Origin of the sequence: Limnospira fusiformis SAG 85.79, from assembly GCF_012516315.1 — a bacterium.
Taxonomy (GTDB): domain Bacteria; phylum Cyanobacteriota; class Cyanobacteriia; order Cyanobacteriales; family Microcoleaceae; genus Limnospira; species Limnospira fusiformis.
In genome coordinates this window covers 995,313-1,006,307 of record NZ_CP051185.1, presented here as the reverse complement: position 1 = coordinate 1,006,307, position 10,995 = coordinate 995,313, and the positions used below count along the sequence as shown (strand labels likewise).

The following is a 10,995-nucleotide window of genomic DNA, read 5'->3' as shown; positions in this document are numbered from 1 at the left end:
AGCCCAACTTCCCCCAGCCCAACGGGGTTTGTTTCCCAATGCGGAACCGGGAACTTGAGCCCCCATTGTACCATCACACTGATGCACTCAAAAGCGATCGCATTATTGGGAGTGAGTGTAAAATAAGTGCAAATGCCAACACGGTTAACAGTGGCATATATCAACCCAACTTCCCCCAGCCCAACGGGGTTTGTTTCCCAATGGGGAACCGGGAACTTGAGCCCCCATTGTACCATCACACTGATGCACTCAAAAGCGATCGCATTATTGGCAGTGAGTGTAAAACGAGTGCAAATGCCAACACGGTTAACAGTGGCATATATCAGCCCAACTTCCCCCAGCCCATTTCCTTCCAAATGCGGAACCCGGGACTTGAACCCGGAAGTCCTTGCGAACACTAGAACCTGAATCTAGCGCGTCTACCAATTCCGCCAGTTCCGCATGAGTGGGTGTATTTGTTTGGCACAATTTAATATCCTGCCATAGTTGGGGGAATTTGTCAAGCCTTTAATTGGGAATAAATCGACTTAAACAATTTTTGTTGTTGATTGTGGTCTACAATGGGCTGTGGGTAGCCACAGGCTTGTCGATCGCTCCTGGAAATTTTGCCAGTCACGAGGTGGGCGGTGTCCAAATTCCGCAATTCTGGCAACCACTGGCGGATATATTCAGCTTCCGGGTCATATTTTTGAGCTTGGGAAGCGGGGTTAAAAATCCGCAAAGGCTTAGGGTCCATCCCACTGGAGGAACTCCACTGCCACCCACCATTATTTGAGGCTAAATCCCCATCAATAAGTCTTTGCATAAAATACTTTTCTCCCCATTGCCAATTGATGATTAAATCCTTGGTCAAAAAACTGGCGACAATCATGCGACAACGGTTGTGCATCCATCCGGTTTCATTGAGTTGACGCATAGCCGCATCAACAATAGGATATCCGGTGCGTCCTTGACACCACGCCTGGAAATGTTCTTGATTATCTGACCAAGGAAAACGGTCAAAAGGCTGACGAAATGCTCCCGTGGCTAAGGCGGGGAAGTGATATAAAGCCTGTTGATAAAACTCCCGCCAAGCGATTTCCTGCTGCCAAGTTTGAATATGGTCGCGGGCTTCGTCACTGCGAGTTAAAGCCATAATTTCTTGGGTTTTTTGCCATAAGGTACGGATACCGATCGCCCCAAATCTCAAAGCCGGACTCAACAGAGAAGTGCCATCAATAGCGGGGAAATTCCGCCCTTGGTCATACTCATAAATGGCTCGATCGCAGAAGAGTTGCAAGCGATCGCTCGCCGCCGTTTCTCCGGGTTCTAGGATAAAAGGTTCCGACCAGATAAATCCCAAATCCTTAGCGGTGGGTAAAGCGATCGCTCCCCCCTCCCTCGCCGCCTTTTCCTGAGCCTCTGTCAGCCCCCTAGATTTTAGGGTATCACAGGGTTCTGGTTTGGGCTGCTGAATCCATTTGCGCCAATAGGGAGTATAAACCTTATAGGGTTCCTTAGACCCCGTAAAAATGGCTTCTGGGGAATGCAAAACCTGATCCCAGAAAGTCTCAACTTTAATCCCCACCTCTGTGAGAGACTCTTCTACAGAGCGATCGCGTTGTCTGGCGAGGGGTTCAACGTCTTGATTCCAATAAACAGCGATCGCCCCCAAAGCCACCGCCAATTTTCGCAGACCTTGAGCCGGGTTATCCTGAATAATCAGTAATTGACTCCCCCCCCGTTGGTAGTCGCGTTGTAAACATTGGAGACAGCCGATCATATAAGCCACACGGACGGGGGCGATATCATCACCGCTCAAAATTGCCGGGTCAAGACAGAAGACCCCCACCACCTGAGAAGTCACCCGACGCGCCGCCGCCAGTCCCCAGTTATCGGAAATCCGCAGATCTCGACGATGCCAAAATAAGATTAAATCCGACATAAACACACAGAGTTATAGAAAGGGTTTAGCCAACATAAAACTAGCGATAGATTTAGCATCCACAGGTTCCCCCTCCCAAATCGCCTTTTCCAACTCTTGGGGAGTCATCAAAACCGTGTCTATATCCTCATCTTCATCTTGTGCGGGGGGAGTTTCTAGTTTTTCGAGATCTTCCGCGAGAAAGGCGTAAATAATTTCATCAGAATAACCCGGCGCGAGGACAAATTGCCCTAGTTTACGCCACTTATGAGCGCGGTAGCCTGTTTCTTCTTCAATTTCGCGCCCGACGGTTTCGGCGGGGTCTTCGTTAACTTCTACCGTCCCGGCTGGAAATTCCAAAGTCCGCCCTTCCACTGCAAATCGATATTGTCTGACCAATACCAATTTACCTTCTGGGGTAACGGGAATTACCAAAGCACCTCCGGGGTGTCTAACACATTCCCACTGACCGATCGCCCCATTAGGAAGGCGAAGGCGGTGGACATCAAAGTTAAATTTCCGACCTCGATAAAAGAGTTGTTGTGCGAGAATTTCGGGGGGTTCTGAACCTAGTTTCATTAGTTAGTTAAAGTTAGTTTTTGGACTCCTGACTGATCGATAGTTTCCAGCAATTGGGCGATCGCCTTTTTACTGATAGGATCTATCCACTCCGGGGCTATTTCCGCTAGGGGGACTAACACAAAAGCGCGATCGCGCATTCTCGGGTGTGGTATTTCTAGGGTAGGTGTATTCAAGATTAAATCATCGAACAGCAATAAATCAAGATCTAGGGTTCTCGGTCCCCATCTTTCCCCACGCACCCGCCCCAATGTCTTCTCAATTTCTAGCAGAGTTTCCAAGAGGGACTGAGGGGAGACAGTCACCTCCAGAATAGCACACCCATTGATATAATCCGGCTGAGGGGGTCCCACAGGAATTGTCCGATACCAATGCGATCGTTTTTTCACCCTAATTCCCTCATAGCCTTCCAGTAATTCTAGGGCGGTTTCTACTGTTTGACCAGACAACCCCAAATTACTACCCAAACCTATTGCGACATTACTATCCATAATTAACAATTAACAATTAACAATTAACAATTAATAATTAATTCCCCGGTGGGGGCGGGGGCGGGTTTATTAATTCCCCGGTGGGGTGGGTTTATTAATTCCCCGGTGGGGGCGGGGGCGGGTTTATTAAGCCCTTCCCTCATTCCTATGACTAACTGCGGAACCCGCCCCTACAATTAACAATTAACAATTAACAATTAACAATTAACAATTAATAATTAACAATTAATTCCCCGGTGGGGGTGAGGGCGGGTTTATTAATTCCCCGGTGGGGTGGGTTTATTAATTCCCCGGTGGGGTGAGGGCGGGTTTATTAAGCCCTTCCCTCATTCCTATGACTAACTGCGGAACCCGCCCCTACAATTAACAATTAATAATTAACAATTAATAATTAACAATTAATTCCCCGGTGGGGGCGGGGGCGGGTTTATTAATTCCCCGGTGGGGCGGGTTTATTAATTCCCCGGTGGGGTGAGGGCGGGTTTATTAAGCCCTTCCCTCATTCCTATGACTAACTGCGGAGGCGCGCCCCTACAATTATTCATTATTAATTATTCATTATTAATTCCCCGGTGGGGCGGGTTTATTAAGCGCTTCCCTCATTCCTATGACTAACTGCGGAACCCGCCCCTACAATTATTAATTATTAATTATTAATTATTAATTATTAATTATTCATTTTCCGTTAACCTTTCTTCGAGGGATTGAATCGTGTTGAGAGTCGCCTGTGCAGCTTCTGGGTCTCCAGCTTCTTGGATGATAGATAACGCACTTTTTAAAGTTTCTAGCGCCTGGGAATAGTTCCCCAAGTTCTCATGAATGGAACCTATATTATTGAGGATTTGACTAATCTCTGGCTGCTGGTCTGACTCTTGGTAAAATTCTAGGGCTTGCTGGTAAATTTCCAGGGCTTTTTCCCACATTTCCTGACTGTTATAAAGGCGACCTATCTGGCTAAGTGCCGTCCCCGCTAGACCCACATCATTAGCTTCCTTAGCCAAATTAGCAGCCTGCTGATAGGTTTCGATCGCTTGGGGAACCTGGTCTAAATTTTCATAGATCATCCCCATTAAATTCAAGATACGAGCCGCCCCAGCGTTATCTCTGATGCGTTCCAAGAGTTGAGCCGCTTGCTGAAAATGTACTAAGGCTTGGAAATCATCTCCATTTTCGCGGTAGATATAAGCCATATTACTTAATAACCGCCCTACCCCCGCTTGGTCTCCTATTTGGCGGCGAAAAGCTAGGGCTTGTTGATAAATTTCTAGGGCTTTTTCTACCTCTCCTATGCTAAAATAAAGTGCGCCTAAATTGTTCAGGGTGCGAGAAAGATCCCGTAAATCTCCCACCTCTTGACGGATAGCCCTGGCTTGTTCATAATAGTCGAGGGCTTGGGTAGGTTGAGCTTGACTAGCATAGACAGCCGCGATATTATGTAAGGATTCCCCCATTTCACTGCGATCGCCTGCACTTTGAGCTAATCTGAGCGCTTCTTGGTGGTGTTGGAGGGCTTCGGAAAATTCACCCTGTTGGCGGCGAACAAAACCGAGGAGATTGAGACTGCGGGCTTTACCCCTTTGGACGAGAGCCGTTTCCGAGGCGGCTTCGGGGTTTTGTTGGCGATAAATTTCTAGGGCTTCTTGAATAGCTGGTAAAGCGCGATCGCTTTCGTTAAAATTGCTGTAAACTTCACCAATAGCATTGAGTGTTTCTGCTACAGCCAGGCGATCGCCTTGTTGGCGGCGAATTTGCAATGCCTGTTCCAGGCTTTCTAGGGCTTCGCGATGTTCCCCTTTATGGAATTGTTCAATTCCCTGATTGTGTAATTGATTATGATCAACAGAGGGGCGATCGATTTCGGAAGTGGGGGACGATTCCGGTGCGGGTTCTTCCTGAGCTAGAATAGGTGCGATCGTGAACAGGAACATAGTTGCACCCATAAGCATCACCATCGGTACATTCCCCAATTTGGGGGAAAACCAGAGCAGTTGTGGTCTGGGAACTCGAATAGATAAAGCAGATTGTAATATCATTGCTGTCATCCAATTAACTAAAGAACTTGAGTAAATATGCTGACCGATGTAACTTGGGACACTATCGAATAGATTGTATGTTAACTCAAACCGTTGATGCCATCTTAGATTACGCCTCAGAAGGGGCTGATTTATCCCCAGAGCAAGGATTAACCCTACTGGAAGCAAATCACCCGAAAGTTACCGAACGTCTGCGAGAGGTAGCAGATAAGTGGCGATCGCGTGATTGTGGGGATACTGTAACCTATGTAATTAATCGCAACCTGAATTTTACCAACATTTGTGAACAGCATTGCAATTTTTGCGCTTTCCGGCGTGATGAAGGGGAAGCCGGAGCCTTTTGGTTGGGTTTTGAGCAAATTCTCGAAAAAGCCCAAGATGCTGTCGAAAGGGGGGCGACTGAAATTTGTATGCAGGGGGGATTAAATCCCCAGGCTCAGATTAACGGTCAGTTTTTACCCTACTATCTCCAGTTGGTGAAAACCATCAAAAACGAGTTTCCCAATTTACACCTTCATGCTTTTTCCCCCCAGGAAGTGCAATTTATTGCCCGTGGCGATCGCCTCAGTTATGATGTAGTCATAGGTTCACTGCGGGATGCCGGAGTCGGTTCTATGCCAGGAACAGCCGCCGAAGTATTAGACGATCGCATTCGCCAGGTCATCTGTCCAGAAAAAATTAATACAGCCACCTGGTTGGAAATTGTAGAAACCGCCCACAGTCTAGGAGTTCCCACCACTAGCACCATATTATGTGGTCACATTGAAACCCCCCAACAGCAGATCGACCACTTGCACAAATTGCGATCGCTACAACAAAAAGCTATAGACCGGAATTATCCCGCCCGAATTACCGAATTTATTGCTTTGCCTTTTGTCGGGGAACAAGCACCTCCCCCCTTACGCCGCCGAGTAGGAAGAGACCAACCAATTTTAGCTGATAGCCTCAGATTAATGGCTGTAGCCCGGATTTTCCTGGGTAACTGGATTATTAACCATCAACCTAGTTGGGTAAAATTGGGTTTATCCGGTGCCACAGAAGCCCTGAAATGGGGCTGTAATGATATCGGCGGCACCCTAATGGAAGAACATATCACCACTATGGCAGGGGCTAAGGGGGGAACCTGTAGGACAGTAGAAGACCTGAAAGAGGCGATCGCCTCCGTCCAACGAAAACCCCTCCAGCGTGATACTCTCTATAGAATTATCCCTTGATTTGCCCCAACCGTGAATCACTACTCGACGGACTAGGAAAAGTAGGTGTTATAATTTTCCGAGTCAGCTACGGCCAGTGAGTCTCACATAACGGCTATATGCGGAATGTCGTTAAATATGTCATCTAAAAAGCCGGACCCGAAGTCAAATACAGTTATAAATGCCATCACCCAGGTTGTGCAGACTATTCACGCCCGGGTTAACTTCTCTCGGCTGTTGCTAAAGCCTAATAGTAGGGTTCCTGAACTTTGGGTGCAAAATGCCGATGCGGATAAGGCTGATGTTTATCCGCTATTGGGCGATCGCTATATCATTGGTCGTTCTTCGCGATCTAGTGATATCGTGGTTCGCAATCCGGTCGTTAGTCAAGTGCATCTGTGTTTACTACGACAACCACCACATAAAACCATTTTGGGAGAACATCCCTCTCGACAATTTTATATCAAAGACGAAAATTCTACCAATGGCATCTATAAGGGACGGCGGCGACTTGAGGTTTTTCCCCTGCGTCATGGGGATGTCATTACTTTGGGTCCCCCAGAACTTGCTAATGGTGTTAGGGTTCAGTATGTAGATCCCCCTAGCTGGTATGTGCGGTTACTGCGCTCTGGTCTTTATGCCTTCTGTGGTATTAGTGCTTTAGTTGCCTTGGTCGTCTTGTGGCAGTGGCAATATTTTACAGTGCGACCTCTCCCTCGCTCTATCAATGGCCCCGTCGTCGTTTATTCCCGCGATCGTCAGCCGCTGCGGGGTATCACTAACAATAATTTACAACTGGAATTGGAGGCTTTATCCGATTTTGCCTCTTACCTACCCAATGCCGTTATAGCCTCCGAAGATAGCCGTTTTTATTGGCATTTTGGTATTGACCCCATCGGGATTTTAAGGGCTTTTGTCACCAATTTACAAGGGGGTCAAATTCGAGAAGGTGGTAGCACCATCTCCCAGCAGTTAGCCCGGACTTTATTTAGGGAGTATGTCGGCACAGAAGATTCCCCCGGCCGCAAGGCTAGAGAGGCGATCGTTGCCCTAAAATTAGAGACTTTTTACGGAAAAGATACCCTGTTACTTACCTATTTGAACCGAGTCTATTTAGGCTTAGACCTCTATGGTTTTGAAAATGCCGCTCAGTTCTATTTTGGCAAATCAGCCACTAATTTAACCCTGTCGGAAGCCGCCACCCTCGCCGGGATTCTGCCCGCCCCTAATAGTTTTAATCCTATTCAAAATTATGAGTTAGCTGTTCAGTATCGCGATCGCGTTTTGGCGAGAATGCAAGCCCTGGGAATGATTAGCTCAGAAGAGGCAGATCGGGCGCGGCGATCGCGTATTGAAATTAACCCCAGGGCGCGGGAAGTTCTCGAAAGTACCATAGCCCCCTACTTTTATGATTATGTATTTACCGAAATAGAGCAACTGCTCGGCAGTCAATTGGCGCGAGAGGGTAACTTTATTGTCGAAACCTCTTTAGATCCTCAAATGCAGGCCGTCGCTGAGAGGTCTCTGCAACAACATCTAGCTACTGTAGGGGCGGGCGCTGGCTTTTCTCAGGGGGGAATAGTAACTCTCGACTCCGGCAATGGTGCTGTCATGGCTATGGTCGGAGGACTCAGTTATGGGGATAGTCAATTTAACCGAGCCACTCAAGCCCTACGACAGCCCGGATCTACCTTTAAGCTGTTTCCTTATGCCGCCGCCTTAGATAAGGGTATCCCCCCTGGTAGAACCTATTCCTGTGAACCTCTGACTTGGCAAGGGCAAACTTTTCGAGGATGCGATCGTAGTAGTGGGTCTGTCGATATGTATCGCGGCATGGCTTTATCCGAAAATGTCACCGCCCTACGAGTCGCCCAGGAAGTCGGCTTAAATTCCGTCGTCGAGATTGCACGACGGCTAGGCATTCGCTCCGATTTAAATCCCGTTCCCGGTTTGGTTTTGGGTCAAAGTGAAGTTACCCTATTAGAGATGACAGGCGCTTTTAATGTCATCGGCAATCGAGGTTTGGCTCACCGTCCCCACGCCATTAGACGTATTTTAGATAGTAGTGATTGCACCGACCCCCTCGATATTAATAGCTGTCGGGTCATTTATGCCTATGATCGGGAAAATCCCAGAGTCCCCCAGGTCCTTTCTCCCCTCGTCACAGAAACCATGACCTCCATGCTACAAGGGGTAATTCGTTGGGGTACAGGTCAGGATGCTAGTTTGGGTTTAGGGGAAGCCGGAAAAACTGGCACCACTAACTCCAATGTTGACCTCTGGTTTATTGGCTACATACCCAGTCAGAGACTCACCACAGGCATTTGGCTCGGTAATGACGACAATTCCCCTACTTTTGGCAGTAGCGCTAATGCAGCCCAATTATGGGGCAATTATATGCGCCAGATCCTCCCTTGAGGTTAGCCAACTATCACCAAAGAGACAAGGGTAGAGACCACTCTCGCAATCTCTACCCTAATCTTAACTTTTGAGTACCCCCAAGGGAATTCGAATCCCTGTCGCCTCCGTGAAAGGGAGGTGTCCTAGGCCTCTAGACGATGGGGGCTTGTGTTTTGTTTCGCCTTTTGGTTTCGAGCTTGTGTCGCTCTCACCTTTATTAACTTAGCGAATCTTTCAACTTATGTCAACCCTTTTGCCGATTTTTTTAAAAAAATTTTCCGGTTGGGGCTTAATCTGCCTCTGGGTAAGCGTTTCAGCCTTTGAGAGCCCCATAGATTTCGCGGCCGTCCCTAGAACCATAACCGTCACCGCCCAGCCTTTAGCTCCATCCTAACATGACCCATAAAATTTAGCCATGAGTCTCCCCATATCCACAGAGACCCCAACCACTCTCACCTCATCACCATCACCTCAGAATTGATACAGCAACATCATCAGACAGCATCTGAAGTGAGTCTCAAACCTCCATAGAGATTATTATTGACAGTTGGGGCAATGATTATTTGCTATAATTAGCCATAATTGATTGCGGAGTTCAAAACAGGGTAAATATCATGGTTCAGAAAATCGCCCTATTTAATCACAAAGGCGGAGTCAGTAAAACCACCACTACATTTAACTTAGGTTGGATGTTAGCAGCAAAAGGCAAAAAAGTGATTATTGTAGATGCTGACCCACAATGTAATTTAACTGGTATGGCTTTAGGTGAAGATACCGAAGATGACCAAGGGAGAATCGAAGCTATCTACAATACACATTCCAACATTAAAACCGGACTCGCGCCAGCTTTTGAAGGTCAACCCAAACCCATTGAAGCCGTAAATTGTGTTGCTTTATCAGGTCAAGAAGGCTTATTTTTACTTCCGGGTAATGTAGGATTTGCTGAGTATGAAGTTACCCTAGGTATTGCTCAAGAGTTAAGTAGTTCGATTCAAACACTCCAAAATTTACCCGGGTCTATTACTGACTTGTTTAACAAAACTGCCGCGCGGTTTAATGCGGATTATATTTTAATTGACATGAGTCCTAGCTTAAATTCAATTAATCAAAATTTGTTGATGACCAGCGACTTTTTTATCATTCCTACTACCGCTGATTTCTTCTCCGTGATGGCGATTGAATCCTTGAGTAAAATTTTGCCAAAATGGTCATTATGGGCGAAAAAAGCCAGTTCCTTACCGATTTTAAAAGAGGCAATATATCCATTTCCTGATTTTAAACTTCGGTTTCTGGGAACTATTATTCAGAATTATCGCATTATTCACGGTAGGGAAACTGTAGCTTTTCAAAAATGGATTGATAGAATCGAGGCAGATGTTAAGGATAAATTGGTTCCTGTGTTCAGACAATCTGGTTTAATGTTACCTACTCCCAGTTATCTTGAGCAAGGTATTAGCGAAACTTTTACTTTAACTAAGATTTCCAACTTTAATAGTCTGATTGCTCTGTCTCAACAGCATCAAACTCCGATTTATGCTTTAACTCGTGAGCAATTAAAACAAGCTGGCAAAGTTTACCAAAACAATCAGAAAAAACAGCAAGAATTTTATCAGGTATTTGCCGACCTAGCAGATAAAATTATCGGATTAACTTCTCAGAGTTATGCAATTAGCGCTTGACCAATTTCGGGTCAGTATTGCTCGTGTTAGGGATTTAATTGATGTTCATAACTATATTAAATCTCAATCGACCCCGGCTTTAGATTTATCTGATATTTTACGAGCATCCCTGGTTTTAGCCGTAAGTGCATTAGATTACTATATCCATGAAGTTGTCACCCTGGGAATGTTAGAAATTTATAAAGGTGAACGTCCTCAAACTGCCGCCTTTTCACGTTTTCAAGTGTCATTAGGTAACACTACCAATGACAGATTAATGCTGATGAATATTGAATCTTGGTTAGAAACAGAAATTCAGTTAAGCCAAGCCGGGTCATTTCTGCCAGAATCTCCCAGTGTATCAGATTTGCTTCCGCTGATATCAAGCGCGATTCAAAATAAACTCAATCAGACTTCATTACTCAATGATGAACTCCGAGAAAACCTGGGATATAAGAGTTTTCAAAAACCAGATAAAATAGCCGATGCTATTCGTCTTATTTATGAGCAAAAATTGTGGGATGAGGTAGCGCAGCAAATGGGGAAATCAGCACAAGATATCAAACAACAACTTAGTGCAATAGTCGATCGCAGAAATAAAATTGCTCATCAAGCTGATATAGACCCTTCTTTTGGCATCGGAAACAGATGGCCTATTGATGACCGTCTAGTTAGCGACTGCGTTGATTTTCTTGAACAACTTGTAGAAACTATACACCAAGTCTTAACATAATTGAT

Annotated in this window: 8 protein-coding genes and 2 tRNA genes; 4 read left to right on the top strand and 6 right to left on the bottom strand. The window is 46.0% G+C overall.

Going from position 1 to position 10,995, the window contains the following annotated elements:
- Positions 1–357: 357 nt before the first annotated feature.
- The 5 genes from HFV01_RS04905 to HFV01_RS04885 all read right to left on the bottom strand — a co-directional run bounded on the left by HFV01_RS04905 (position 358) and on the right by HFV01_RS04885 (position 5,015).
- Positions 358–441, bottom strand: a tRNA-Leu gene (locus HFV01_RS04905).
- Between the two features lie 58 nt (positions 442–499).
- Positions 500–1,924: an FAD-binding domain-containing protein gene (locus HFV01_RS04900; protein WP_193520876.1), complete on the bottom strand. Its 1,425-nt coding sequence runs from the start codon at positions 1,922–1,924 to the stop codon at positions 500–502.
- Positions 1,925–1,936: 12 nt separating this feature from the next.
- Positions 1,937–2,482, bottom strand: coding sequence for an NUDIX hydrolase (locus tag HFV01_RS04895; protein WP_006624006.1), 546 nt, complete (start codon positions 2,480–2,482; stop codon positions 1,937–1,939).
- Positions 2,482–2,973, bottom strand: a complete 492-nt coding sequence (folK, locus tag HFV01_RS04890) for a 2-amino-4-hydroxy-6-hydroxymethyldihydropteridine diphosphokinase (RefSeq protein WP_006624005.1) — start codon at positions 2,971–2,973, stop codon at positions 2,482–2,484. Before folK ends, HFV01_RS04895 begins: the two co-directional genes overlap by 1 nt.
- A gap of 671 nt (positions 2,974–3,644) precedes the next feature.
- On the bottom strand, positions 3,645–5,015 hold the full coding sequence (locus tag HFV01_RS04885) for a tetratricopeptide repeat protein (protein ID WP_318286170.1): 1,371 nt from the start codon (positions 5,013–5,015) through the stop codon (positions 3,645–3,647).
- A gap of 68 nt (positions 5,016–5,083) precedes the next feature.
- On the opposite strand from HFV01_RS04885, the gene cofH reads away from it, so the two are divergent.
- Positions 5,084–6,220 (top strand): 7,8-didemethyl-8-hydroxy-5-deazariboflavin synthase subunit CofH, encoded by a 1,137-nt coding sequence (gene cofH / locus HFV01_RS04880; protein ID WP_006624003.1) that lies wholly within the window; start codon positions 5,084–5,086, stop codon positions 6,218–6,220.
- A 117-nt stretch (positions 6,221–6,337) separates the two neighbouring features.
- Positions 6,338–8,617: a transglycosylase domain-containing protein gene (locus HFV01_RS04875; RefSeq protein ID WP_006670664.1), complete on the top strand. Its 2,280-nt coding sequence runs from the start codon at positions 6,338–6,340 to the stop codon at positions 8,615–8,617.
- Between the two features lie 75 nt (positions 8,618–8,692).
- Here HFV01_RS04875 and HFV01_RS04870 read toward each other — a convergent pair.
- Positions 8,693–8,765: transfer RNA gene (locus HFV01_RS04870), tRNA-Glu, on the bottom strand.
- A 448-nt stretch (positions 8,766–9,213) separates the two neighbouring features.
- Between HFV01_RS04870 and HFV01_RS04865 the strand changes: the two genes are divergently transcribed.
- Both HFV01_RS04865 and HFV01_RS04860 read left to right on the top strand, forming a co-directional pair.
- Entirely contained in the window at positions 9,214–10,278 is a 1,065-nt protein-coding gene (locus HFV01_RS04865) for a ParA family protein (protein ID WP_006624001.1), read from the top strand.
- The gene (locus HFV01_RS04860; protein ID WP_006624000.1) at positions 10,262–10,990 is read left to right on the top strand and encodes a HEPN domain-containing protein; all 729 of its coding nucleotides are present in this window, start codon (positions 10,262–10,264) and stop codon (positions 10,988–10,990) included. The genes HFV01_RS04865 and HFV01_RS04860 overlap by 17 nt, the downstream gene beginning before the upstream one ends.
- Positions 10,991–10,995: the final 5 nt, after the last annotated feature.

Bases quoted from the DNA above. Each gene is read 5' to 3' on its own strand.
- HFV01_RS04900 (WP_193520876.1), bottom strand. From the start codon at position 1,924: ATGTCGGATTTAATCTTATTTTGGCATCGTCGAGATCTGCGGATTTCC.
- HFV01_RS04895 (WP_006624006.1), bottom strand. From the start codon at position 2,482: ATGAAACTAGGTTCAGAACCCCCCGAAATTCTCGCACAACAACTCTTT.
- folK (WP_006624005.1), bottom strand. From the start codon at position 2,973: ATGGATAGTAATGTCGCAATAGGTTTGGGTAGTAATTTGGGGTTGTCT.
- HFV01_RS04885 (WP_318286170.1), bottom strand. From the start codon at position 5,015: ATGACAGCAATGATATTACAATCTGCTTTATCTATTCGAGTTCCCAGA.
- cofH (WP_006624003.1), top strand. From the start codon at position 5,084: ATGTTAACTCAAACCGTTGATGCCATCTTAGATTACGCCTCAGAAGGG.
- HFV01_RS04875 (WP_006670664.1), top strand. From the start codon at position 6,338: ATGTCATCTAAAAAGCCGGACCCGAAGTCAAATACAGTTATAAATGCC.
- HFV01_RS04865 (WP_006624001.1), top strand. From the start codon at position 9,214: ATGGTTCAGAAAATCGCCCTATTTAATCACAAAGGCGGAGTCAGTAAA.
- HFV01_RS04860 (WP_006624000.1), top strand. From the start codon at position 10,262: ATGCAATTAGCGCTTGACCAATTTCGGGTCAGTATTGCTCGTGTTAGG.